This is a genomic window from Pseudomonas sp. DP-17, assembly GCF_022380625.1.
Lineage (GTDB): Bacteria > Pseudomonadota > Gammaproteobacteria > Pseudomonadales > Pseudomonadaceae > Pseudomonas > Pseudomonas nitroreducens_A.
Map to the genome: position 1 here is coordinate 118,491 of NZ_JAKSXG010000018.1, position 25,073 is coordinate 143,563.

The window sequence follows — 25,073 nt, forward strand, 5'->3', positions numbered from 1 at the left end:
TCCCTACTCTGATCTCGTGACGTTGCTCACCGGTCGCGGTATGAGAAGCGCTGACGCACAAACCACACAGCGAGCATTGGCTCGCCTGGGCTACTACAGGCTCAGCGGTTTTTGGTATCCAGCCAGAAAATTTGCCCGCGACAATGCGGGTCAAAAAATGCAGTGCCCCCACACCGGCAAGCCCCTCCGACTTGAGGATTTCCAGCCGGGTACCAGCTTCGAGGCATCGGTCGAGTTGTACACATTCGACAAGCAACTGCGGCTTCTGATGCTGGACGCAATCGAAACGATCGAAGTCCACCTGAAGACGGTGGTGGCTCATGAGCTCGGCCGTAACGACCCGATTGCCTACACCTCCCCCGCCTTCATCGAACCAAAGTGGCTGACCGTCAACCCGGGATTCAATTCGTCCAAATGGGATAGTTGGCGTGTACGGCAACAGAAAAAGCTCGATGATTGCGACGAGGACTGTATCACCGCACATAGAGCAAAAAACCAAGCTATGCCGTTTTGGGTCGTCGTGGAAGCTTGGGACTTTGGCACGCTATCGATTTACTTCCAGATGCTCCGTAGAAAGCCGCAGAGCTGGATCGCAGCGCGCCTTGGGATTTCGGATGTTAAGGCGCTTAACAGTTGGCTGCGGGAGTTGAACACTCTTCGCAACCGCTGTGCGCACCACACCCGAATCTGGAACCAGTCCTCCAGCAACCCAATCACGTTGCCAACCACGGCCCCCTACTTTCAGGCGATTAGCTTGAACGCGAACGCCCAAAAAAGGTTGTACGGTCTCATCTCGGTAATGTGGTGCCTGATTCAACACATAGACCCAACATCGAGCTGGATCCGGCAGGTCGCGGACCTAGTGGACTCTAAACCCCGTATGCCTGGCTGCACTTTTGCTGCCATGGGGTTTCCGAATGAACATGGGTTCCCTCGCGCACTCTTCAGAATCTAGCTGGTAGCTGGTTCACGCCCCTGAACCAGCCCTGGCATTCCCCAGATAGCCACTGCCTGCGGACCTTAGGCTTTGACCAACCCCCCCCAGCTGCTCGTGAATCCGTTTGATTCACAACCGTGACTTGGGATCATCTGTGATTGTGTGAGTGTCGTGCTACCAGTCGAAGTGCAGGTAGCAACGTGAGCGCAGCAGCAAGTTCCTCTCCCCTCTCTCCAGAATCCCACCGAAAGAACATCGTCAAACTCCTGGAACGAGCCAGTCGCCGCCACCACCTGTGGGACGTCTTTGGCGACTTCGTTGAAATGGCCGCAATCGCTATTTCCAATGGAGTAGACCTGGCACAGAGAGAGCAGCGCGAGGCCCGCTACATGGCGCTGATTCAGCGATATGAACCGGATGAGCAAAAGCTGTTCCCTCAAATGCTTGCCGAGTTAACGATGGCCCTCGAGCTTGGGCCCGATGATGTCTTGGGAAAAGTCTTCGGCGAACTCGAATTGGGGAACACTGCCCGTGGTCAGTTCTTCACGCCCTACTCCGTGTGCGCCCTCATGGCACGTCAGCAGGTAGGCGACGGCCGCGAGTTACGCCGGCTCATTGCGAGCAAAGGGTTCATTACGCTGCTTGAGCCTGCGGTCGGCGCTGGCGCGATGGTCATCGCAATGGCCGAGGCACTGCAGCAGGAAGAGCTGAGCTATCAGAACCACATGCACGTGACGGCCCAGGACATCGACTCGCGGGCCGTCCACATGAGCTACCTCCAACTCAGCCTGCTGCACATCCCCGCAACGATCATTTTGGGTAACACCCTGGCGGCCGAGGTGCGGGAACACTGGTACACGCCGGCCCATATTCTTGGGCTTTGGTCGGTCAGACTCCGCCGCGGCTATGCCCTTGGCAGCGATCTGGATCAGGATCAGCAGGAGCCTGCTGAAACACGACAAAGTATTATTGTACCGGTTAGAAATCTCGACCAATTGGCGCAACTGTCCTTGTTCTAAGGCTGTAACTCAGAGCGCCGCGAGTCCGAATATATCATATAATATTATTATATCGAGCATTTCAAACGTCACCTTACTTCCCTAAATCACTTTTGCGTGGAACATATATATTTTCCTTGACGCACTTCCGATTGCGTTTAATTATTCGCAAGCCGGACAATTTCGTCCGTAGGGGATCACATGAAACAACTTCTAAACTGCATACTGGCGGCGGGGACTGCCTTGCTTTTAACTCTCCTCACCGGATGCGACTTTCTCGAAATCCCAATTAAGGCACAAGACATTCCCAGCCAAGATGGCAAGTATGTACAGTTCTTCTTCGGCGAAACTGGAGACACACTCTACGTCAAGGCGGCGGTGGTCGCGGGGGGCAAGAAACATGTCGCAGAAGGCTCTGCGAAGGGGATTCCACGTAGCCCTATCGGCCGGATATCACTTATCCAAGTGGACTTCGAGGCTTGCGGAAGAGTGTCATTTGGCCAGAACGGACACGATCAATCCACGGTTATCGGCGTTCAAGATCCTAACTCTTCGATACCGACCGCAACGTGCCCGATCGCATCATGGAGCGGTGAATGGAGCGTTATACGAAAGTAACCCCCAAAATTCTTGGGATTCTTTTCAACAGACATAAAAGGGAGACTCCAATCAACTGGAGTCTTATCTATGAAGACCCTTCAGATCCAATACTTTAACTTTTCCGTTCTGGCGACGCGCCTTTCTAATGAGGTTAATAGTAGAGCAGGAACGCTGGATGCATTGAGCGCTGTGACTCATATCCCCAGCGATCTTCTGGATGATTTCCTCACCGGAACCCAGTGTCCGACGCTCCTTCAACTCGCAACTATCGCATCTACCATCGACCTCTCGCCGGCATGGCTCGCTTTCGGCCAGGGCGAAGCAGAATTGCCGTCAGTGGAGCTCGCGCGTGGCCAGTACGCAAGTGACTTGCGCCTGTCACCGGATGAGTTGAAGGCCAAGTACAGTTTCGAGCATCCCCTTTTCAACCAAGCCACCTGGATCAAGCAGGTCGCCGCCGGAACATACCTCGAAGGGTACTGGGCATGGGCATCTGAGCAGCTCAGGAAACTCATCTCGCCTGAGTAAGCAGACGGCGCCGCCCCTCACTCGCAACACAGTTCATGTGTGGGACAAACTGTGGTTCATAACTGGATCTATTTATCTGAGCTCAGTAGTGGCGCTGCCTCTAGCGATGAAGTACGGGGATAATTTATCCCCGTACATTTCTAAGAAATCTGATACTTTTCTCGACCGTAGACGAGGGAAATGCGATGCCCCAACGAACGAGCATCCACACCGGGCGACTTACCATCCCGTTGCCAGAAAGCTGCTCCGATGACTTTGCCGCGGGATGGTCGCTGGCTGATATGCACGCAGCCGAGCCCCCCCTCCCCTCCTTTGTTCCCCCTCAAGACTGGACGGACGAGAAACAGGTTGGGTACCAGGCACGCATGGCTGCTACGGCCACTCTTGCGTGCGATGAGATGAAATCTTGACTGTTGCTACTAGCAACAACTTCACCAGCAGAACCAAAGGCCTCGTGTGTCAAAGCTAACTGCCGCATTCGTCAAGGATCAAACCAGTCCGGGTTCATACGGAGATGGTCGCGGGCTAATTTTGAAGATTCGACAAAATGGCACCAAGACTTGGCTCTTTCGCTACAGTTTCGGCGGTGATCGATTAGATTTGACGATAGGCGCCTTTCCCAATGTCGGCTTGAAGGAAGCACGCCTTGCTGCGGATCAGTACCGCCTGCAGATCGCTAAGGGGACAAACCCTCAGGCTGAGAAACGACAACAGCGGCTGCAGGCGGAAGAGGTCAACCGTAATCGCGTAACGTTCGAGGATGAAGCCGGCCGCTACATCGCGACCCACGCTCAGGCTTGGAGCAAGAAACACCGACAGCAGTGGGAGAATTCTCTCGCAGACTATGTCCTGCCTGTGATCGGCACCATGCGCCCGGCAGATGTCGACACCGAGGACGTTCTTGAGGTCCTCGAGCCGATCTGGATGAAAATTCCGGTGACCGCCCGAAGGGTGCGAAATCGAATCGAGCTCGTTTTGGACGCAGCTAAAGCTCGCAAGCTGCGCGATGGAGAGAACCCTGCGCGCTGGAGAGGACATCTCGACAAACTGCTACCAAAGCAGATCCGTACAAGTGTCCCCTTCCTTGCTGCCACTCCATTAGAGGCAAGGGCTTCGCTTAGCCAGCTCGACAGCATCGATGGACCAGCTGCACGGGCAGCTGAACTGGTAATCCTGTCGGTTCTTCGTAACGGAGAGGTATGCGGTGCACAGTGGGCAGAGTTTGATTTCGAAACGCGCATCTGGACGATTCCACCTGAGCGAATGAAGAACAACCGCACCCACAGGGTCCCAATTACCGATCGGATGCTTGAAGTCATCAACCAGGTGGAAGGGAAGCACACCGTATGGTTGTTCCCCAATGCACGCGGAAAGGGGCCGTTACCGAGCAATGCTATCGGGCGCGCACTCACGAAGCTGAAGGCACCAAAAGGAGTTCCTCACGGCTTCCGATCAACCTTCCGGACATGGGCAGCAGAAGATACGAGCGTTCCCAGGGAAGTCTGCGAGATGGCACTGGCGCACCGAGTCGCAGGAAAAGTTGAAGCGGCCTACAACCGAAGTGATTTCTTAGAAAAGCGTCGGTTGCTGATGGATATGTGGCACAGCTTCCTGAGTGGCGATGCCGGCAGTGTTCAGCTCGAGGATTCCTCAATCCCTTCCCAGACGAATCCATCTCCCTGACATAGCGCGCAGGCCTCCCGACCGGTGATGTCGTTGTGGCAGCGCGGGCACTCATAGAACGCCGCCAGGTCCAGCCGCTGGCCGATGCCGGTGGCGCGGTCCACGTCGCCGGCATCCTCGGCCAGCTCCTGGGCGGTCAGCAGGGCGCGGAACTGGTCGGCGTCCTCGATCCTCGGCGCGCGGTGCTGATCGTCGCCACGCGGGAGCGGCACCAGTCGCACCACCTCGCCGGAATTGAACACCAACCTAATTCCGAGGATCACCCCGACCCGATTGGAGCGCTGAAACAGCTCGGGCGGGTCCACGTCCACCGAGCGCACCACGCCATCCCAGGGCGTCAGCGGCGTCACCTGAAAATCCCGTCCCCGGTACACGCCGTCGCGAATCTGGCCCGCGTCGGCGCCGGCGGCGTCACGCAACAGATAGTGGGCGTATGCGCTGAAGGGGCGTTTACGCACAGTGCAGGCTCACAGCTGGATCGCTCGCAGCAGGTAGCGTTGGCCATCCACGGTGGTATAGATGCCATCTGCCAATTCAATGGTGCCCAAGGGGTGCGGCCCGGACATGACGCGGAACGGTTCCAGGCTGTTGTTCAGCTCGACGTGGCCCACGGGGGAGCCTTCAAAGCGGCAGACAGGATTGCTCGGCAGCAGCTGCTGGGCGCGAAACAGGTCACGCCCGCGCAGGTAGTAGGCCGGGATTGGGTCCAGGCCGTCATCCTCATTGAGCCGGCGCAGCTCGTAGTCGTGGTCGGGATAGTAGCCGCCGGACATGGCTGCGCTCCTGTTGAAAAATAAAGCCCAAATAATAGCCCGCTTCGCTCTGCCACCAATACTGGCCCTAGTGGCGTACCAGTAATGGCACTACTGGCTGCCAGTGGTCAGCAAAAAGCCCGCCGGGTGGCGGGCTTTCGTGGGGGGCTATTTATCAATCTGCCCGTTATACGAAGCGAATCGCGGGTTATGCCTGGGCAACCGTCTTCGCGTACTCGACCAGCGCTTTCAGATCGGCCGCATCTTCGGGGCGCAGCTTGATTTCCCACCATTGATTTTCAGTGCCGCCAAATACGTTGACGACGGGGATTTGCTGAAGGCTGAAGGTGTCATCGGTAAAGGTCACTCGCCCCAGCAGGGACCGCATGCGCAGCCAGGGACTTTTCAGTTCGACCTGAAGGGATGCCACCGACACGATGAATTCAACCGGGTGTTGGCCGTTAATGGGCTGGTACTGACGCTTCTCAAGCATGGGTTTCTCCTTTTGATGCCCGATAGGGGCGGGTTCCTTTCAGTTCGTGACGGCCACGGCAGCACGGAGCGCAGCCACCAGCGCATCGCGCGCGGCGTCATGCGCCTTCCGCGATGCTTGGTCGCGGTTCCAGAAGTGATCGACCTGGGCTTGCTGCTCCGACCGGCTCAGCTCGACAAACTCGGCATCAGAGGCGGCCAGTTCCGCCTCGGCCTGCTGCATCGCGGCGAGGAACGGCAGGAATGGGGTGGCATCAATCATCATGGGGCGGGTACCTTACTCGTCGTTGGCCGGCGGCCGGCAATATATAAAGCTCGCTTGCACCTGTTCGGCGAAAGCTGCGCAGTCCTCGCTAAGTACCCCGTTGCCCCCCTGCTCGATCAGCCGCCCATCCAAGACGCACTGCTACCATATGCTCACGTAGGCCTCAGACGCTTGCACTGCAATGGCCAGGGTGTGGCGCAGTTCTACCAGCTTATTCTGGCGGTGTGCTTCGGGGTTGGTATTAGGCGACATGGGGGTTTCTACGCCGACTTCACCGGCTCATTTTGCTCAGCTGTGACAGCAGCCTGTTCAACCTCGAACGCTAATGCAACTGCCCGCTCCAGCATTGATTCTCTATCGGCTGTGGAGTCGCCCTCCCCTCTTCCAACGCGGACTTGCGATGCCACTGCCGCCCGGAACTCCATGAGCAGCTCCCGTGCATGTGGTGGCAGCACAATTGTCAGTGCGGGTAATCGAGTACGCCCTTCGCCGGGCTCAGTTGCAGCAAGACTGTCAGTTGATTTGAGTTGCCCCAGGCGATAGTCCCGCCGTTTGGCAGCGGTGTTCCGCAGAGTGCGATGGTTGTATACGGACAACATACCTACGGCCAAGAGTGCATCGTAATACCCTTGGACGATGCCAGTCTGAACGTGGACCTGGATGGGGTCACTTTCAAGGGCAATCTGTTCTACGAGCCTCATCAATGTCGCAGAAAGTTGAGGCGATATTTCCACCAACTCTGGTGTTCTGGGGCCAATGTTCATTGGAGATCCATCCGCGTGATTCCTCAGAGATGTTGAATGACGTCCTACACCTGTTTGTCGTTATCTTGGTCGATTTTCACGCAGGACCATCGTTCATTTCCAGCTGTATCCAGTGAGATGCAGTACCTGAAAATGTCACCATCACCCTCGTATAGCCGCGATGGTGACCGGCCGCGGTGCCACAGCTGGCCGGCTGCAGGACCGTTGATCACCAGGATCTGTTTCGATTTTCCAGGTTGCATTTCTCAACCCCTATAAACGACAAAAGGCCTTTCGGCCTTTTGTCGATTCGATAATGTTACTGAAGCCAACTGTCTACGACTTCTGCACCGTACTCTGCCTTCCAGGCTTTCAGGCCAGTGTGGTTGCCACCCTTAGTTTCGATGACTTCCCCGTTATGGGGGTTCTTATAGGTTTTCAGCTGACGGGGTTTGCGACGGGAGTCAGCCTGGCCGCTGGTCACCTGACCTTTCAGCTTGCTATCCGGATCGAGAAGGCTGATCACATCGCGCAGCGATTTCTGATGTTTCTCCATGAGATCACGAAGCTTCTTCTCGAACTCGAGCTCCTTCTGCAGCTGCTCACTTCCTTTGAGCTTCTCCAGGTGCTGTTGAAGACGTTCAATTTCAGATTCGGTATTGCGATATTCGTGAACGATAGACATGGAGTCCTCCTTAAATTCTTTCGATCTTATATAAAACGATTATCGTTCGCCACGACTTTGTTCAGATTGCTCCGATCCAGATGGCTACGCTGTAACCAAAGAGGATGCCGAAAGCGATGTATGCAGGGTACTTAACTGTAACTTGAATCTGCTGAATCATGCGACACCTCATTATTCCTTTGCTATGCCTTTTCGGTTACATCCGTTGTGATGTCAGTGACTTCATTCCACCGTCACCTTTATCCAATCACACCAGGGATGAATCCCAACAAAAAATTATCGCCGGTAGACCCGGCTCCTAATTCTGTCTCTGAGTAGCACTGCTACCTCAGTTGTGAATGCCAGCAGCTGCAGGTCTAGACCTTCGTCGACTGCGTCGAGAATCTCCTCGACCACACTTGCTGCTTCCCGCCCCTCTTGCATTCCAGAATCAGCAAGTTCGAAGAGGAGCAGTGCAGATGGCTTTCTTGAAAGCTCTGACTTTGCGCTCGTGTCGACAGAAGGTAGCAACGCAAGTTTTTCTGGTTGGGGTTCTTCTCGGTGTTCTGGAGCGGCTTGGGAGAAACAATCTACCGAGTCGTCCTTCGGCTGCTTCATACGCTGTGCAGCCAAGCGCAGCGCTTTGGCGCCTCGGTCACACAGTTCGTCCTGCTGTTGGATGGGGAGCTTCACCAACTGCTCAGCGATCGAGATGCTCACCTCACCGTTTTTTACCGCACTAACGAGCTTAGGAGCTCCATCCCGCATAACTCGCTTTGCGGATGAGACGGATCTCGGGGAGACATTCATCGTCTTTGCGGCGTTTGGAAGGAGGATGCGCGCAGATTGCTCTGTTGCATCGCTATCGCCTTTCGGGGGTTTGGCAAGCTCAACAGCTATCAAAGCCCGCTGTGCTGTCGTCAGGTGCCTCCGGCGGAGATTTAGAGCGACGACAAAGGCGAGCGGATCATCACCTTCAAAATCCTTGGTTATCGGATCCATTCCTAACTCTAAGCAGACCCGGTAGCGATTGCGGCCGTCGAGAATCTTGCCTTCGAGCAGGATGATGGGTTCGAGCTGACCTTGCTCCTGGACATCGGCCTTAAAGCCGTCGTAGTCAGCCCCCGATAGGAGCGGGAAGATATTAGCGAATGGGTGGTACTCAAGGACCGAGGTCTGCATCGAAGGCTCCCATGGTTGGTCTTCGATGCAGCCTATGTTGTCGCCGGATAAAGTTTGATTCTTTTTCAGCAACAATATTGCGGGAAATTGGTCCGACTCTACTCTTGGTTTGACATCGACTCTATTTCGTCGATGAGGGCCTGCAGAGCCTGGGGATCAGGTTCAGTTTTGACGAATTGCACGGAGTTGTCGGAAAGTACTTCCAACACGCCCCATTGGAGCTCACGCAAGTCCTGGCCTGGCTCCGGCGGGTTTTCCCAGTACGGCATCCTCCGTACGACGTGTGGCGTTTTCGAGCTGTTCATGGTTTGTCTCGGCCGGTTCCTCGAGCGTATGGCAGTTTCATGCGTCGCTCCTTGTGACGCTAAGACAATATATTACAAAACTTCAGGTAATGACCAATTGCCATTACCGCGATTCGTATCTCACTTCCTGTAAAAATGATCTAACGACCGACGTTAAAATATCGTCAAATACTTGTCGGCTTATTTCCTGCAACTTTTACGTTCGAAATAGCATGTAACCGAACTAATGCAGAAGAGCTTCCTCCCCTCCCCTGCTTTGAAGCGATTTTGTGATGGAAATGATGACATCTTCAAGGCCATCAATTTCTGATATATCCCCAGTTATTGTAGGGCTACTTTCCTGTTTGTCTGAAGGAAGCGTCATCACGAAGCGCTCCGGCGACTCTGGGTCCACCAGAATCGACACCCCTGACATGCTTTCAAACGCAATGACGAATCGGCCATTGCTTATCGACAGGATCGCATTGGTCTTGAGCGCTTGCGCACTCAAAACCTCCTCTGCACCGTTATCGTGCCGGATCTTAATCAGTCCCATTTTCAATCTCCAGCCTGAAGCTCGGTGGCATCGAGCGAAGCAAGAAACTCCTGGAGTTTGGAGTTTAGTTTCTCGGGATTGATGCTTTTTTCGATAGTGAGCTCCAGCTTGTCACCTGCAACCTTCAGTTTCCCAATACCTTGAATGGTTTGAACTTGAGTTCTGTGTCTTGGTGACTGAGGGGATTCCGGCTTTGCCAGGTAGCGCAGCGCAGCTTCCTGCTGCATGCCCTCCTCCGCCATTTTCTTCACCACGTCGCTGAGCTTTTGAGGATCTTGCTCACCAAAGGCGACGAACTTCGGAGCGTAGTTAAGCGTGATCAGCCATGGCTTATCATCAAGGATGGCCTTAACTGAATCCGGGAGAGACATCATTGCAACGCAGCGGCTTACAGACGAGACGTTGATGCCGAGTTGGCGTGCGAGTGCGCGTTGTGACGTATCTCCGCTTTCCAGAGCGTTTTGGTACGCCCTCCCCCGCTCATAGTCAGTCAGGTCCTCTTGCTCATTGTCAGTCAGGGCTAGGACCATTGCGACCGTATCGGTCATCGGACGGACTATTGCTGAGATTTTCGATAGGCCCAGCAGCTTCGTTGCGCGCCATCTGCGTTCCCCTCCGACTAACTCGTACATGCCGTTTGGGAGAGGTCTGACCAGGATGGGCTTCGCCAGGCCCATGGCTTGGATAGAGTTTGCGAGCTCCTCTAGGGCTTGTTCATTAAAAGTGAGGCGCGGCTGGTACGGCGACCGGACGATCTGGTCTACACCGATATCTTGCAGCGCTGCCTCACTAGCGAGGATGAACTCCCCTTCCATAGGTTGGATTAAGGTATTTTCTTGTACCGGTGTAATGGGGCTTGGCGTTGGTGCTTGTGCTGGACTCTCGCCATCACCAACTACCCGGGCGGGTTTTCGTACCCCAACCATGCCACCTGGTTTTGCTCGACCTGGATAGTCGCTCGACTTCATCTTTTTCTCCTTAGGGGTGTTGCTACTAGCAACAGCCGTTGGATTCTGCGCAGTTCGTCATTCATCAGCTGCCTAGTGCTGGCGAGTGTTGCTACTAGCAACAGTTCCTCTGACCACGCTTTCTGCTTCAGTGTTGCTACTAGCAACAGCCGGAGGCGAGGGCGGATTTCCGGTTCTCTTGATGTCCGCCTTGGCCAGTGTTGCTACTAGCAACACCCATCTCAAGAGGCCTGGCCGATCTTCTGAACGACTTGAAGGATCTCCTGGTACACCTTGCGAGCTGCTTCCAAGGTATCGGACTTAGCGTTCCTCCAGAGGAGCAAAGGAAACCCTTGATCCATGGCCTTCGAATAGTCTTCTGAGAAATACAGGTTTTCCTGAGTAACTCGTCCAGGGAAGTACTCGTTGAGCAGGGCAAGGTGCTGAAGAATTCGCGGCCGATTACGGATGAACATTGTTGGAATAACGGCCAGTGCGGGACTTCGTTTGTAATCCTCAGCAAAGCGCAGCAGCCAGTCATTCAGGCGATTCAGTGCGCGGAACGAAAGCTTATCCATACGAATGGGGCAGAGCTGCAGGTCACAAGCAGCTACTGAGTTCTTCGTCAGCCTCGACGCTGCCGGTGCATTGTCGAAAATGATCACGTCGTACACCGACAGATCGCAGTTTGGAAGCTTCCCGGAGTTACCAGCCTTGATCCATTCCGAGTACCAAAAATCGGGGTTATTTGCAGCATCCAGTGCGATGCTCAGATCCTCGAGCGAGTTGTCAGCGGGAATGATGTGAGGACCATCGGCGCCGAAGGGCATTTTGACTACCTGTTCGAGGGTCTTGGTCTCAAACGGCTTCATGCGGAGGAGGGGAGCGATTAAGTTGCCCAAGTGGCCATCCACAATTCGGTCCTTGGGAATCCCAAAGGCCTCAAGATCCTCGTAACTGAGGTCAGCGTCGTAGTCGAACATACTCGACGTGTCCCCTTGAGGATCGTTATCGATGACTAAGACACGTTGCCCGGAAAGCTGTAGTTGAATAGCCAGGTTGGTGGCGTTGGTCGACTTGGCTGTTCCGCCCTTATGAATGAATACAGAAATTACGACCTGCTTCTGCAGAGGTTTCGTGTAACCCCGCTGGCGACGAATCGCTGCAATCTTGAAGAGGTCAGAAGGGCGATACGCGCGAGTAGTCACCGTACCGCGGGGGACACGAGGAATATCGATGCCGTTTTCTTCCTCGATATCCTTAAGCCTTCTGGTGGTCAACCCAAAGCAATCCGCTGCGAATTGGGGTGTGTAGTAGACCTGCTCCCAGTCGACGTAGTTTTGCATCTCTTCTTCGTGTTCGACGTGCGTATTCATCATCCACCTTCGGCATCAAGTTTTGCATCGAAGGAGATCATAGTTCCGGATTTCCAAAACCCAAAGCTTTCAGTTCAGGCTTTCGTCTGATTTATGCGCGAAAACCTGAACTGAACTCAGATTACTAGGCATAACGTGGAAGCAGAGCCCGATCAGCTCTGTAGCCGAAGGTTGAGACCGTGATGGAGAAGCGATCGCTCAGACCATCATTCTCGAGGGTTACCTCGAGATCGCCCTGTCGATAGGTTACTGACGTGAAACCGGCCTGGCCTTCAATCTCTGTCACCACATCCAGTTGCTCATTGAGCCGTTCCAGGATGGGTTCAAAGTAGGGTGTGTCGATTTTCGCTAAGGCAACGTCGAGAATTCCCCGCGAATTGAAGGACAGCTGTACATCATGGAGTCCTTCCGTCTTGAGCTCCCAGTCGTTCAGACCGTAAACAGGGCCGCCGGTGTAGGAAATACCGATTTCATCGATGATCTTCATAGCTTTCTGTACATCCGAAGCGGTGGTACCGCCGACTTGAACGCAATGATGAAGATGATTGGCGCCGTGCTGCGCCTCTGCTTTGTGAGGCGTGATCAAAGTGAGCGCTTCCAGGAATCGCTCTAGTGGCTGTTTTTCTTCTGCAGACATCCAGTAGCTCCGGATTGGGGTGTTCCGGACAATTCTGTGGAGTGGGGTAGGGCGGTAGCGGCCTTTTCTGACCGAATTTCGGCCTGAATTGAAAAATCTTGCTCAAACGCTGAACCGCCAACCCTCAGAAACCTTTTTAGAGCTTGTTTTTCTCTTGTTTTTTCTTGTTTTTCTCTTGTTTTTAGCAGGCTGGAGGCCTTGTGGGGCGGGGCTTTCAGAAGGGTATCGACTACAAGAACCGGTATTACGACTACAGATTCCCTGCTTACGACTACGGATCGCGGGTTCACGACTACAGTATCCGGCGCGAAAAGCTACAACTACCGGCTGTTATCCACAGGTCATGCACCAATTTTGAGCAGCGCGTGTGACTGAAACGGGCGCTTGGCGAAGGTCGGAAGACCGAATTATGACTGATAGAGCGGTAGGCGTTTCATGGTGAGTGAACTTTGGCCAATTTGACATCGTAACGACTACAGATTCCGGGCCGATGTACCTCTGGAACGAAATTACGACTACAGATTCCGGTAGGGGCGACCCTGTATCTGTGTTCATCGACTACAGATTCCGGCCCGCGCATGGAGTCCCGGATCTGGAATGGGCGTAACCCATGCGACACTAGGGATTGGCTGAATCGACTACGAATTCCGGCTGCGCATTCTGGGAGCTCCTACGACTACACATTCCGGGTATGGCTAGGTGTTGAACTAGGCCAGGACCACCACCAGCTGCACGATCAGGCCAATGCGTGGGTTCATTTCTAACCGAATTTTTGCAGGAAAGCAGCGAGTACGGCTTTGGCGCCCTGTCGCTAATGCGTAACTACCTGTTTTATAAGGATAATATCTAATCGACTACGAATTCCGGCTGTGAGTAGATATGGGATCGCGGCCGGAAAAAGGATGGCTTCCTGACTCGACTACAGATTCCGGTATTAGAGTTGGGGAAATCCTCAGCGGCAATCGACTACAGATTCCGGCTCGTTGCTAAGCGACTACAGAAACCGGCTGTGACTTTTCGTGAGTTCTGTCCCAGTCGCGACTACAGATCCCGGTAGCGGTGGCGCCACCACGAGGTTTGAGAGCCTCGGTGGATCGCATCGACTACAGATTCCGGTACGTATCCTGGCATTGAAGACGTGGTTAGGGCTCCAGGAGGAACAAACTGATAGGGAAATCATATGCTTGTACTTCAATAGCCGGAATCTGAAGTCGAATCCAATGAGCAAGCGACTACGATTTCCGGCTGTTGAAATGTCCAGCCCGACCTTACATGAGGTCTATCGACTACAAAGCTAAGTGCCGGTAGTCTATGCGGCATACGGGGGGAGCCCAAATGACCGCGAACATCGAGCAAGAACAACCTGGTTCTAAATCGAAGGATAAGGACCAGCGGCCGCTACGTGTTTCCAAGTCCAATGACCTCATCCAGGCTTCGTACAAACTGACCTTGCAAGAGCAGCGCTTGGTACTGGCTGCCATCTGTAAGCAGGATCCGCGCAAGCCGATGGAGAAGGTGATCAGTGTTTATGCCTCCGACTTTGCCAAGATCTACGGCATCCCACTCCGTCACTGCTACGAGTACATGAAGGAAGCCGCGGACTCCCTTTACGAGCGGGACATCAAGACCTACGACAACAAAGGGATGGACCGGAAGCGCTGGGTTGATCGTGCGAAGTACGTGACGGGGGAAGGGCGGGTGGATCTGTACTTCACCGTTCACGTGATGCCATACCTCTCGCACTTGACCAAACGGGTAACCACCTACGATCTCCGCCGAGTCGCCCAGCTTGAGTCGACCAACAGCTATCGACTGTTCGAAATGCTGATGCAGTTCCGGAGTACAGGCTGGGCGCACATCGAAGTAGATCGGCTGCGCGAGGCCCTTGGGTTAGACGGAGCCTACGAGCGGTTCAACAACCTGCGGCAGCGGGTAATTGATCCTGCGGTTAAGGAGCTGGAGGCCAAGAGTGGTCTGATCGTGACCTACGAGTTGCAGAAGGCCGGGCGCAAGGTGAAGGCAATCAAATTTGCCTTTAAGGACGCAGTGCAGATGCCTTTGGTTCTGCCTGACCAACCCGAATTCATTCCTGGGAGCTGGGACAGCGACACGCCGCTATCTGACGCATTTGGCGAGCTGCTGAATGAGGATCATGAGATGGCGGACGCTGAGATGCATTGAGAAGTGTTGCTAGTAGCAACATCAAAACCCGGCATAGCCGGGTTTTTTTATACCCGGCATCTGGCCGTCATTCGTTGTAGGTCTGTCGTTTGCCAATCCAGGCAGGCAACCGAAATGAATAGGTGCCGTAATTTGTAGTCGTTTTGTCGTTAGGCAGGAGCAGCCGCCGAGTGTCGGTCCAAGTAGCTGCCGTCATCCGTTGTCATTCTAAGGCCAATGCTAGTAGTTCGGGACAACCGCGAACAGCGCACGTCGCCATCGAGCGACCTGCTCGGAACTCGCTTTACCCTGGTTTCTGAGGGCAGAAAATACGGCAACAGAAAATCTCATCGCTTCGTCGTCATCGTCATGATGATCAATCATCACGATAGGGAAGGCGCCGGCAGTCCCAAGGTCCAAGGAAACAACTGCAATAGTTCTCACCAGGTGAACACCCCCGACGTCGACACCCTCTGCAAGAAATCTTGAGAGCGACGAGACGATGCCTTGCTCGCAAAGAGCAACCAATCCGCTTGGCTGAGTTGCTGGTCCAGCGAATTCAAGTTCAGGATCAGTATTTCCCATTTCATCCTCGTTGCTGCATCCAGTTGTAGACCCAGACTATCGCGAATGTTGAGCAACCCAAGCGTGAATGCAGCAGACGCGTTGCACCGCTGAGAAATCTCTTGCCAGCTACTGGCAATCTGATTTCCAGCCATTTTTAGGGAGGAAAAGCTGACCTGCGATCGCGGCGATCTCGGAAGCTTGATGTTGTCCCGCCCTTGGGATTTCCAAAGCGATATTTAGCCTGATGAGTAGTCAGCCGCTCGGCGATCTGAAAAATGGCTCTAAGGATAACGCCTATGTACCAAGCCCTCGCTTCAAGACCTGGTGTTCCGACCTCGACTGCTTCCCTGTCAACACCATCGGAAGCTCCCCAACCAGAGGTTGTCCTGTTGCACCAGGCAATCCAGCTCTTGTGGGAGGTTGCCCAATGCAAGGAGAACGCGGTGGACCCGCAATGGCATGCAAAGCTCGACGAACTGATGGGCAGAATTGGAGATTCACTTCCAGATCTGCTCGCAGAGCAGTCGGAAGCTGAAAACGTGCAGAAGGGGGGCTGGACCGCAAATCTGACTTTGGCAGGGGTAGTTAAAGCGGCTGCATGGATGCTCAGGACGCAGGACGAGAGTCCTGGTCTTGGGATGCGCTGTGCGGAAATGTTGTCTGCAGCACTGCAGGCAGACACAGCTGAAGAACGCGCGCCTCTGGTGGAAGACGAAGGAGTGGTGACGCTGACAGAAATCTGGGCAGCCATCGGACGTCAGCCCTCAATGATGCCTAGGAAGAGTGGTGTACTGGGGATGCTGCGAATCATCGCAGGCACCTCGGGCCAGGAGATGACGGCCGCGCTCCTGGACGTTATCCGTGAGCGCCGGCGCCAGCAGGATGAGGAAGGATTCACTTCTGCGCACGACGATCGCTTGTCAGTTGCTGAGTTGGCCCGGGCAGCTGGGTGCTATGCGATGGGGGCTGCGGACTTGATACGGACGATCCGCCCATTCTGGCCCTGGGACCAGGCCAGCCTCAAGTTCAAGCACCAACGGCAGAATCTGGTAATGGCCGCGGCTACCAGCCTCGCGGCTTTGGAACGGTTCGACCGCTTGCACAACCCGCTGCCGGCGACCGATCGATGAGCAAATACCGAAGAGGGTGCATGTTCATTCGTCGTTTGAAGCCCACCGATCGCACGGACAGCTTCTTGCTGGCAGTACGAATTGCTGCTCTGAAAATGCTGGCAGAGAGGAGAGGGCGAATGCCTTACGTTGTGGTTCGACACGGATTTGAAGATGTCATCGCCGGCGGGGCAACCAAAGCAGAACTCAAACGAGCCATACATTCCTCTCATGCATCAAACTGGAAAGAGGCTGCACGCAGAACACGCGAATGGCATCGCGAAATAAGGTCCCTTGACTGATTAATACCACCCCCTCACTTTAGGCATGGATGATGCTGACTCCCCCCGGCCCTGTTAACAGGGGAGGGCAGGAAGTTCCAGGGAGCGTCCGTTACACTATGTGGAGGGGTGGTATTATTGAGGTGAGGGAATGACACAGACGATCGCCGACGCTTACGCCGAATTACTGCACGCAGTAGCGACCTTCAATGAACGCTGGCCCAGCCTGGTGGAGGAGGGGGCAGTTTGGGAGTTACCGCTTCTGCAGGAGCAGAAGACTCCGAAGCAAATCCCGGTGAAGCATCTAACAGGCGAGGAGGCGGTAGGTGCAGCTCTGGCTGCATTCAAGGAGTTCAAGCGTGACCTTGGCCAAGCGCCAGGTACGGTCATGCGGCTACCGGGTTACTTCATCTTGTCATCGTCAATCCTGGCAGAGGGAAGGGCGGTGAATCGACGCAAGGCGGAGTTGGAAAGGGCGATTGAAGCAGAGCGCCAGTTCCGCAATGTCTCCGTCAGCCGGCGGTCGCACATCATGCGACAGGCTCTAGGGAAAAATTTTTCCCTCAATCAGCTCAAGCGAACGATCCAAGTGTTCGACGCCTCGCCAAGACAGATCACGTTTACATGGGCTGGCCACACTTCCGGCAAGGAAAAAATCCGCGTTGCCCAGGTGCGGGAACTGCTGCTGGCCGAGGCAAACGAGCGAGTTTCCACTGGAGGGATCCAGCTGGAGCAAACGCCCCAGTGGCTGGATCTCCGAGGGCTCGCGAACATGTCTGAGGATGACCTCCTCGATGTCCCCAAGCTAGTCGCACCTCATCCTCGCTGCATGCTTTGGTTCTCCGAGAGCAGTCGCTACGACGCAATGCTGCATGCAAATCTTCCGTTTTTCGTTGTACGTGGAGATCGCCGGCCGAAGGTAGTGGGGCTCAAGGACTTTGATAGCGCAGCGCGAACCGCCAAGCGGCCGGACAGTAAATCGAGAGAGCCTGCGCTACCAGGTGGCCGATTTTTCGTCGCGGAAGATTCCTCACCGGCAGCAGACGCACCCGCTGCCGGCATCATCGAGGGCGTAGAATCTACCTACGCCGAATCGCTGAATCCGCGACGGCGCGAATAGCCGCCCGGGAAAGCGCATGCAGTTTTGGCCGGTGAGTCATGAGGGCTGGTTTGCACTTTCCCGCACTCGGGTACTCTCTACCGAATCGATCAACAAGGGCACGTGAAATGGACTTCGACCGAGACATCCGAGCAGGGGCTAATCGCGCAGAAGCGCTGATTGGCAAGTATCTTGGACTTCGTCCGGGCAACCTTGACTTGGCCGAGCTGGACATCTCTGCCCTGGATGGCGTTTCCGCGGACTTCAAGCGCTGCGCGCTGATGATCCAGGACCTGGCTGCGGCCCCGCCGAGCAGGATCGCCGCCAAGAAAATGATGATCCTGGTGGACGCCCTGGGCGAATTAGTTAAGGTACCTCGCCTGCGTCAGCCGTTGATGGCCATGTAGGAGCTTGAGGAGTCCTTGTCCACAGGCGCCGGCCTCATGTTCGTTCGCCACGCGCTGGTCATTCTGCTGATCTTCCTGGGAGTTGGTTTCGTCTCACCCGTTATGCACGGCGTTCCGATGGCCATCAGCTACACGGCATTGATCGCCGGATACGTTTCACTGGCGCTGGGCCTGACGCACTTCAAGAACTCAACTGCTGCGTTCTTCATTGGCTGTCCGCTCGCCCTCGTTGCCGGCGCGGGAATCATTGTGTTGGGTAATGAAACTCTGCTGATGGCTGCATTGCTGCTCGTATCGCTGGGCATGTTCATCAAGAACGCAGTGACCATGGTCAGGAGCCGCACGAGACCCGCACGCCACGTCAACAACGGTATCCCGTTCGTTCTGGAGACAGACTCGAACCTGTTCGATGACGAAGGAGATCCCTTCATGCACAACGTCGCCGGCACGTATCCCTACGCTGCAGACGATTAACGCCTACGTTACTGCACCTACTTGTCCGCCCGTCGACAATCGACCACATGCGGAGAGGCTGCAATCGACCCAAAGCGGACGTGTGCTCCTAAGGACAGCCCAGTCGACATACCCGACCAACTGGGCCTCCATTTCAGAATTACTTCTTCCGGATATTCACGATCTTCGACGCCCCTCCTTCATAGAGGAATTCGAAGGCCACCTTGTCGCCGACCTGCAGATTGTCCATTTGGCCCGGCTCGGTCTTGAAAGCCATGGTCATGGGCGGCCATTGCAGAGCCGCCACCGGGCCGTGGGCGAGAGTGACAGTGTAGCGTTCATTGTCGATGGCCTTGATGGTGCCTTCGGCACTGGCGGAGGGGGCGGTCTTCGAGCTTTCCGCGTTCATGCCGTCCATGTTCATCCCATCCATCTTCATGCTGGGCATGTCCTCAGCGGTGGCGGCAAAGGACAGTGCGAGCAGCAGGGTGCCGGCGGCGATCAGTGGTTTTTTCATGCGATTTCTCCGGGTTGGGATTGGATAGCCACGCGGGGCTGACGACGGCGCATCAGCCAGTAGGCGGCGGGGATGACGAACAGTGAAAGGAGCGGCGCGGTGATCATGCCGCCGACCATCGGCACGGCGATGCGGCTCATCACTTCGCTGCCAGTGCCGCTGCTCCAGAGAATTGGCAGCAGGCCGGCGACGATCACGGCCACGGTCATGGCCTTGGGGCGAACGCGCTGCACTGCGCCTTCGCGGATGGCGGCGAGCAACGCGTCTGGACCGCTGTTATCCGGGCGTTCAGACGAGGCGTTCTTCAGGTAGACCAGCATGATCACGCCGAACTCCGCCGCGACCCCGGCCAGGGCGATGAAGCCAACCCCCGTGGCCACCGACAGGTTGAAGCCCATCAGGTACAGCAGCCACACGCCGCCGGTGAGGGCGAAGGGCAAGGTCGCCATGATCAGCACAGCTTCGTCGAAGCGCCTGAAGGTCAGGTAGAGCAGTACGAAGATGATCGCCAGCGTCGCCGGCACCACTAGCTTGAGCCGGGCGTTGGCGCGCTCCAGGTATTCGAACTGACCGGAGTAGCTCAGGCTCATGCCCGGCGCGAGCTTCACCTCGTGCTCTACCGCCTGGCGCAGGTCCGCCACCACCGAAGCCAGGTCACGGCCGCGCACGTCGACGTAGACCCAACCGGAAAGACGAGCGTTCTCGCTCTTGAGCATCGGCGGACCTTCGCTGATGCGCACCCGCGCCACGCTACCCAAGGTGATTTGGGCACCCAGGGCGGTGTAGATCGGCAACTGCTGCAGCGCATCGACCGAGTCGCGCCACTCGCGCGGATAGCGCACGTTGATCGGGTAGCGGGCGAGGCCTTCCACCGTCTCACCAACGTTCTCCCCGCCGATGGCGCTGCTGACGATGGCCTGCACATCGGCGATGTTCATGCCGTAGCGGGCCGCCGCCTGGCGGTTGATATCGACGTCGATGTAGCGACCTCCGGTGAGGCGTTCGGCCAGCGCCGAACTCACACCGGGAATCCCCTTGACCACCCGTTCAACCGCCTGGGTGGCGCGGTCGATCTCGGCCAGGTCAGTGCCAGCAACCTTCACCCCGATGGGACTCTTGATGCCCGTGGCGAGCATGTCGATGCGGTTGCGGATCGGCGGAATCCAGATATTGGTCAGTCCCGGCACCTTCACCGCGCGGTCGAGCTCCTCCACCAGTTTTTCGCTGGTCATGCCCGGCCGCCACTCTTCCTTCGGCTTGAAGCGGATGGTGGTCTCGAACATTTCCAGCGGCGCCGGGTCGGTGGCTGATTCGGCGCGGCCTGCCTTGCCGAACACGCTGGCGACTTCTGGCACGCTGCGGATCAGGCGGTCGGTGCTCTGCAGCAGCTCCGAAGCTTTCTGCGCAGAGAGACCGGGCAGGGCCGAAGGCATGTACAGCAGGTCGCCCTCGTCCAGAGGCGGCAGGAACTCTCCGCCCAGGTGGGAGAGCGGCCAAAGCCCGGTGAGAAAGATCACCAGCGCTGCTGCCAGCGTCGTGCGCGGCCGGCGCAGCACCGCGTCCAGGGCAGGCTGGTAAATGCGGATCAGCCAGCGATTGAGCGGATTGCGTTGTTCCGAGGGCAGGCGTCCGCGAATCCAGTAACCCATCAGTACAGGTACCAGGGTCACGGAAAGCCCAGCGGCGCCCGCCATGGCGTAGGTCTTGGTGAACGCCAGCGGGCCGAACAAGCGGCCTTCCTGCGCCTGCAGGGTGAATACCGGAATGAATGACAGCGTGATGATCAGCAGGCTGAAGAACAGCGCCGGCCCGACCTCCACCGCGGCCTCGGTCATCACCCGCCAGTGCTGTTCACCGGCCAGCGGTGTGCCGGGGTGGCGCTCGTGCCAGGCCTCGATGCGCTTGTGTGCGTTCTCGATCATCACCACTGCCGCGTCGACCATCGCGCCGATGGCGATGGCGATGCCGCCCAGGGACATGATGTTGGCATTGATCCCCTGATGACGCATGACGATCAGCGCGATCAGCACGCCCACCGGCAGCGAAACAATTGCCACCAGCGACGAGCGCAGGTGCCAGAGGAACGCCGCGCAGACCAGCGCCACCACGATGAACTCTTCGATCAACTTGTGGCTGAGGTTGGACACGGCGCGGTCGATCAGCTGGCTGCGATCGTAGGTGGTGACGATCTCCACGCCCGCGGGCAGGCTCTTCTTCAGCGACTCCAGCTTGTCCTTCACCCGTGCGATGGCTTCGCGGGCGTTCTTGCCGCTGCGCAGGACAATCACTCCGCCAACCGCTTCGCCTTCGCCGTCCAGTTCGCCGATGCCCCGGCGCACTTCCGGGCCGAGCTGGATGCTGGCGACATCGCCCAGGGTCACCGGGCTGCCGTTGGCGGCCAGGCGCAGGGGGATCGCGCGGAAGTCCGCGAGGGTCTTCAGGTAGCCCGAGGCGCGAACCATGAACTCCGCCTCGCCCAGTTCGAGCACGCCGCCGCCGGTTTCCTGGTTGGCCTTGCCGATGGCCTCGATCACCTGGCTCTGGGTAATACCCAGGCTGGCCAGCCGCACCGGGTCGAGCAGCACCTGGTACTGCTTGACCATGCCACCGACGGTGGCAACTTCCGCAACATCAGGCACCGTCTTCAGTTCGAACTTGAGGAACCAGTCCTGCAGGGCGCGCAGCTGGGCGAGATCATGCCGGCCCGTGCGGTCCACTAGGGCGTACTGGTAGATCCAGCCGACACCGGTGGCGTCCGGGCCGAGCGCCGTCTTCGCCGTGGGCGGCAGGCGCGACTGCACCTGGTTGAGGTACTCCAGCACCCGCGAGCGCGCCCAGTAGAGGTCAGTGCCATCCTCGAACAGCACGTAGACGAAGCTGTCGCCAAAGGAGGAAAAGCCGCGCACGGTCTTCGCGCCGGGCACCGACAGCATGGTGGTGGCCAGCGGGTAGGTGACCTGGTTCTCGACGATCTGCGGTGCCTGTCCCGGATAGCTGGTGCGGATGATGACCTGGACATCGGAAAGGTCTGGTAGGGCATCGACCGGTGTACTGCGTAGCGACCAGACACCCCAGGCGACAATGAACAGGGTAGCCAGCAGTACCAGGAAACGATTGGCCACCGACCAGCGTATGAGCTTCGCGATCATGGCTGTTGCTCCTGCTTGCGGACCTGGTCTATTACCAGCCCTGCATCTCCCTGGCTGACACCGAAGCGAATGCGATCGCCAGGCTTCAGGCCGGCTGCCAGTTCAGGGCGAGCGAGTGCAAAGGTCATGGTCATGCCGGGCATGCCCAGGGTGCTGAACGGGCCGTGGCTGATGGTCAGACCCTGTGCAGTGATCTCCACGATGCGGCCATCCGCTTCATGCACAGCAGGCATCGTCATCTTTGCCGCCGGCTCTTCTGCCGTGCGCGCTTCGATGCCTTTCAGGCTGGCTTCCGAGTCGATCAGGAACTGCCCGGAAGCGACCACCCGCTGGCCTTCGTCCAGACCTTGAAGTACGGCCACCAGCCCACCGTTCTCCTGGCCGAGACGCACTTCCACCGGACGGAACCGGCCCTGGTCTTCCGCCAGCATCACAAGATTGCGCTTGCCGGTGCGGATCACCGCTTCGCTGGGGATCTGCAGCACATCGCTCTGGCCGGCCAGGTCGAGGCTGACCTGCGCGGTCATGCCGGGGCGCAGTTGTCCGTCCGGGTTGGGCAGCTCGATGCGCAAGCGCAAGGTGCGGCTCTGCTGGTCGTTCTCCGGGAGGATGCTGGTCAGGGTGCCGGTCACCGGATGGCCTGGCAGCGCCGGCAGACGGGCATCGACCGACTGGCCGACCTTGAGTCCTGCGGCTTGCACCTCCGGCACAGCGGCCTCCAGCCAGACACGACCCAGGCCGTTGATCCTGGCGAGGGGGGCGCCAACGGCCAGTGTCATGCCGGGGCGCACCTCCAGCTCACGGATGACTCCGGCAATCGGCGCGTTCAGGGTAGTCACCGGCTGGACTCTGCCGCTGCGCTCGATCTGCTGCACGAGTCCTTCCGGCATGCCTGCCAACAACAGGCGTTGTCGCGCCGCCGCCTGTAGCGCCGGTTCACCCGAATGGCGCAAGGCGATGAACTCTTCCTGCGCCGCCGCCCACTCTGGCACCAGCACATCGACCATTGGAGCTCCGGCGCTAACCACGTCGCCCGGCGCAAGCGAGTAGGTACGCTCGACGAAGCCGCCGGCGCGCGCCTGCAGCACTGCCACATCACGATCATTGAAGGCCAGCACGCCAGTGACCTGCAGCGTGCGGTCGAGCGTGCCGCGGGTGACGCTGGCCAGGCGCACGCCGAGGTTCTGCTGGATGCCTGGCTCGATGCGCACCGCCGGTACACTCTCGGCGGCATTGGCAGCATCGCCATACTTGGGCACCAACTGCATGTCCATGAAGGGCGACTTGCCCGGCGCATCGAAGTGCTGCTGCGGCACCATCGGGTCGTACCAGTACAGCGGCTTGCGCTCCGGGGTGGCCGAGGCCAGCGGCGCCTGCACCTGAGCCTGCCGGGCAAGCCAATAGCCGCCAGCGCCGCCGACAGCCACAGCGAGGATCAATAGCGCGAAGGTGTTCCAGGGGAAGCGGTTCATGCGCGTCCCTCCTCATAGGTGAAGTAGAGACGTGCGGCGACCTGTGCAAGGGAGCCTTGCAGGTCGATCTGTTTGAGCCGGGCCTCGACCAGTTGCTGGCGGGCACTCACTACCTCGTCGAGACCAGACTTGCCTGATCGGTAGCCGGCGGTGGCCAGGCGTACCTTCTCCTCGGCCAGCGGTACTAAGGTGCCGGTGCTGCGCTCGACGGCGCGTTGTAGCCGGCGGTATTCAGCCAAGTCGCCCTCCAGTGCCTGCTCGTGTTCGCGGGCCAGCGCCTCTCGCTCGGCCTCCAACTGCCTTACCTGGGCTCGTCGCGCGGCAATCTTCGGGTCCTGGCGGGTGCCGGTGAACAGCGGCAAGTCGAAACTCACCTGCAACGTCATCATGTCGCCGAACTCGCGGCCACGGCGCTGGTAATCCACTTCCCAGCTCCAGTCCGGTTTCTTCTCGGCCACGGCCTCGCGCACCAGGGCTTCGGCCTCGCGGGTCATCGGACCGTAGGCGGCAAGCTCGGGGTGCTGGTGCAACTGTTGCAGCGAGTGGGAGGCGTCGATGGACCAGTGCGGGAAGTCGCCGCTCAGCTCCTGGGAAGCATCCTGGCCAATCCAGCGTTTGAGCGCCGCCCGTGCCTGGGCTTCCTGGCGCAGCAGGTCGTCTTTCTGCTCGTCCAGCAGCGCGGCCTCCTGACGCGGAGCTACCGCATCGACTGTGCTTGCGCTCCCCCCGGCCAGACGTGCACGGACGGTGGCGTCGAGCAGGCGGTTTTCGCGGTAAAAGTCGTCGAACATCGCCAGCTTGCGTTGCAGCGTATAGGTCGCGATCCAGGCCTGGGCCGAGGCACTGCGGACCTTCAGGCGTTCCACGCCAGCTTCGGCATCGGCGCGTTCGATGGCGGCCTGGGCGGTCTCGACGCGGGCCTTGCGCTTGTCTGCGTTGGGCATCTCCTGCATCAGGCCGACCACCTGCATGGACATGTTGTCGCGCTGGGTGCTCCAGCGCTCGTCACCCTCGATGGGGACGTTCTGCAGACCAAGATTGAGCTTGGGATCGGGCAGTTCCCCAGCGGGGATGGCGGCGCTTCTCGCCGCCGCGGCTTTTTCGCTCTGTGCGAACAAGGAAGGAGCGTTGCGTTCGGCCAGCAACAGGGCGTCGTCCAGTGACGGGGGCATGCCGAGATAAGGGGGAAATTCACTCACTTCGCGCGTAATGCAT

The 25,073-nt window shown here is 57.5% G+C and carries 26 protein-coding genes; 11 read left to right on the forward strand and 15 right to left on the reverse strand.

Going from position 1 to position 25,073, the window contains the following annotated elements:
• Positions 1 to 40: 40 nt before the first annotated feature.
• From MJ122_RS27655 to MJ122_RS30215, 5 genes are all read left to right on the forward strand, one after another.
• Entirely contained in the window at positions 41 to 955 is a 915-nt protein-coding gene (locus tag MJ122_RS27655) for an Abi family protein (RefSeq protein ID WP_239746915.1), read from the forward strand.
• A gap of 182 nt (positions 956 to 1,137) precedes the next feature.
• On the forward strand, positions 1,138 to 1,956 hold the full coding sequence (locus MJ122_RS27660) for an N-6 DNA methylase (RefSeq protein WP_239746916.1): 819 nt from the start codon (positions 1,138 to 1,140) through the stop codon (positions 1,954 to 1,956).
• 180 nt (positions 1,957 to 2,136) lie between these two features.
• The gene (locus MJ122_RS27665; protein ID WP_239746917.1) at positions 2,137 to 2,553 is read left to right on the forward strand and encodes a hypothetical protein; all 417 of its coding nucleotides are present in this window, start codon (positions 2,137 to 2,139) and stop codon (positions 2,551 to 2,553) included.
• Positions 2,554 to 2,622: 69 nt separating this feature from the next.
• Complete coding sequence (locus tag MJ122_RS27670) at positions 2,623 to 3,063, forward strand: hypothetical protein (RefSeq protein ID WP_239746918.1); 441 nt, start codon at positions 2,623 to 2,625, stop codon at positions 3,061 to 3,063.
• Between the two features lie 456 nt (positions 3,064 to 3,519).
• Positions 3,520 to 4,746, forward strand: a complete 1,227-nt coding sequence (locus MJ122_RS30215; RefSeq protein WP_239746919.1) for a site-specific integrase — start codon at positions 3,520 to 3,522, stop codon at positions 4,744 to 4,746.
• Here the strand turns inward: MJ122_RS30215 and MJ122_RS27680 are convergent.
• The 10 genes from MJ122_RS27680 to MJ122_RS27725 form a co-directional block, all read right to left on the reverse strand.
• Positions 4,698 to 5,204, reverse strand: a complete 507-nt coding sequence (locus MJ122_RS27680) for a hypothetical protein (RefSeq protein WP_239746920.1) — start codon at positions 5,202 to 5,204, stop codon at positions 4,698 to 4,700. The genes MJ122_RS30215 and MJ122_RS27680 overlap by 49 nt on opposite strands.
• A 9-nt stretch (positions 5,205 to 5,213) precedes the next feature.
• Positions 5,214 to 5,519: a hypothetical protein gene (locus tag MJ122_RS27685; protein ID WP_239746921.1), complete on the reverse strand. Its 306-nt coding sequence runs from the start codon at positions 5,517 to 5,519 to the stop codon at positions 5,214 to 5,216.
• Between the two features lie 187 nt (positions 5,520 to 5,706).
• A complete protein-coding gene (locus MJ122_RS27690) occupies positions 5,707 to 5,991 on the reverse strand; it encodes a hypothetical protein (RefSeq protein WP_239746922.1) in 285 nt (94 codons plus the stop codon).
• 39 nt (positions 5,992 to 6,030) lie between these two features.
• A complete protein-coding gene (locus MJ122_RS27695) occupies positions 6,031 to 6,255 on the reverse strand; it encodes a hypothetical protein (RefSeq protein WP_239746923.1) in 225 nt (74 codons plus the stop codon).
• 1,062 nt (positions 6,256 to 7,317) lie between these two features.
• Positions 7,318 to 7,683, reverse strand: coding sequence for a histone-like nucleoid-structuring protein, MvaT/MvaU family (locus MJ122_RS27700; protein ID WP_024766585.1), 366 nt, complete (start codon positions 7,681 to 7,683; stop codon positions 7,318 to 7,320).
• 276 nt (positions 7,684 to 7,959) lie between these two features.
• On the reverse strand, positions 7,960 to 8,844 hold the full coding sequence (locus MJ122_RS27705; RefSeq protein ID WP_239746924.1) for a hypothetical protein: 885 nt from the start codon (positions 8,842 to 8,844) through the stop codon (positions 7,960 to 7,962).
• Between the two features lie 528 nt (positions 8,845 to 9,372).
• Positions 9,373 to 9,684: a hypothetical protein gene (locus tag MJ122_RS27710; protein WP_024766582.1), complete on the reverse strand. Its 312-nt coding sequence runs from the start codon at positions 9,682 to 9,684 to the stop codon at positions 9,373 to 9,375.
• 2 nt (positions 9,685 to 9,686) lie between these two features.
• Entirely contained in the window at positions 9,687 to 10,652 is a 966-nt protein-coding gene (locus MJ122_RS27715; protein ID WP_239746925.1) for a ParB/RepB/Spo0J family partition protein, read from the reverse strand.
• A 221-nt stretch (positions 10,653 to 10,873) separates the two neighbouring features.
• A complete protein-coding gene (locus tag MJ122_RS27720; RefSeq protein WP_239746926.1) occupies positions 10,874 to 12,007 on the reverse strand; it encodes an AAA family ATPase in 1,134 nt (377 codons plus the stop codon).
• Between the two features lie 124 nt (positions 12,008 to 12,131).
• Complete coding sequence (locus MJ122_RS27725) at positions 12,132 to 12,644, reverse strand: hypothetical protein (protein ID WP_024766579.1); 513 nt, start codon at positions 12,642 to 12,644, stop codon at positions 12,132 to 12,134.
• Positions 12,645 to 13,979: 1,335 nt separating this feature from the next.
• On the opposite strand from MJ122_RS27725, the gene MJ122_RS27730 reads away from it, so the two are divergent.
• The gene (locus tag MJ122_RS27730; protein WP_024766578.1) at positions 13,980 to 14,825 is read left to right on the forward strand and encodes a replication initiation protein; all 846 of its coding nucleotides are present in this window, start codon (positions 13,980 to 13,982) and stop codon (positions 14,823 to 14,825) included.
• A gap of 219 nt (positions 14,826 to 15,044) precedes the next feature.
• On the opposite strand, the gene MJ122_RS27735 is transcribed toward MJ122_RS27730, so the two are convergent.
• A complete protein-coding gene (locus tag MJ122_RS27735; protein ID WP_192225770.1) occupies positions 15,045 to 15,389 on the reverse strand; it encodes a hypothetical protein in 345 nt (114 codons plus the stop codon).
• A 278-nt stretch (positions 15,390 to 15,667) separates the two neighbouring features.
• Here MJ122_RS27735 and MJ122_RS27740 point away from each other — a divergent pair, with 278 nt between their 5' ends.
• From MJ122_RS27740 to MJ122_RS27760, 5 genes are all read left to right on the forward strand, one after another.
• On the forward strand, positions 15,668 to 16,501 hold the full coding sequence (locus MJ122_RS27740) for a hypothetical protein (RefSeq protein WP_239746927.1): 834 nt from the start codon (positions 15,668 to 15,670) through the stop codon (positions 16,499 to 16,501).
• A gap of 20 nt (positions 16,502 to 16,521) precedes the next feature.
• A complete protein-coding gene (locus MJ122_RS27745; RefSeq protein WP_239746928.1) occupies positions 16,522 to 16,782 on the forward strand; it encodes a hypothetical protein in 261 nt (86 codons plus the stop codon).
• 130 nt (positions 16,783 to 16,912) lie between these two features.
• The gene (locus MJ122_RS27750; RefSeq protein WP_239746929.1) at positions 16,913 to 17,881 is read left to right on the forward strand and encodes a DNA replication terminus site-binding protein; all 969 of its coding nucleotides are present in this window, start codon (positions 16,913 to 16,915) and stop codon (positions 17,879 to 17,881) included.
• Positions 17,882 to 17,988: 107 nt separating this feature from the next.
• The gene (locus MJ122_RS27755) at positions 17,989 to 18,267 is read left to right on the forward strand and encodes a hypothetical protein (RefSeq protein ID WP_239746930.1); all 279 of its coding nucleotides are present in this window, start codon (positions 17,989 to 17,991) and stop codon (positions 18,265 to 18,267) included.
• Positions 18,268 to 18,303: 36 nt separating this feature from the next.
• A complete protein-coding gene (locus MJ122_RS27760; RefSeq protein ID WP_239746931.1) occupies positions 18,304 to 18,741 on the forward strand; it encodes a hypothetical protein in 438 nt (145 codons plus the stop codon).
• A gap of 139 nt (positions 18,742 to 18,880) precedes the next feature.
• Here MJ122_RS27760 and MJ122_RS27765 read toward each other — a convergent pair whose 3' ends face one another.
• The 4 genes from MJ122_RS27765 to MJ122_RS27780 are packed head-to-tail and all read right to left on the reverse strand — an operon-like array spanning position 18,881 to position 25,030.
• Positions 18,881 to 19,237, reverse strand: a complete 357-nt coding sequence (locus MJ122_RS27765) for a copper-binding protein (protein WP_239746932.1) — start codon at positions 19,235 to 19,237, stop codon at positions 18,881 to 18,883.
• Entirely contained in the window at positions 19,234 to 22,386 is a 3,153-nt protein-coding gene (locus tag MJ122_RS27770) for an efflux RND transporter permease subunit (RefSeq protein ID WP_239746933.1), read from the reverse strand. Before MJ122_RS27770 ends, MJ122_RS27765 begins: the two co-directional genes overlap by 4 nt.
• The gene (locus tag MJ122_RS27775) at positions 22,383 to 23,858 is read right to left on the reverse strand and encodes an efflux RND transporter periplasmic adaptor subunit (RefSeq protein ID WP_239746934.1); all 1,476 of its coding nucleotides are present in this window, start codon (positions 23,856 to 23,858) and stop codon (positions 22,383 to 22,385) included. Before MJ122_RS27775 ends, MJ122_RS27770 begins: the two co-directional genes overlap by 4 nt.
• Positions 23,855 to 25,030 (reverse strand): TolC family protein, encoded by a 1,176-nt coding sequence (locus MJ122_RS27780; protein WP_239746935.1) that lies wholly within the window; start codon positions 25,028 to 25,030, stop codon positions 23,855 to 23,857. The genes MJ122_RS27775 and MJ122_RS27780 overlap by 4 nt, the downstream gene beginning before the upstream one ends.
• Between the last annotated feature and the right edge of the window lie 43 nt (positions 25,031 to 25,073).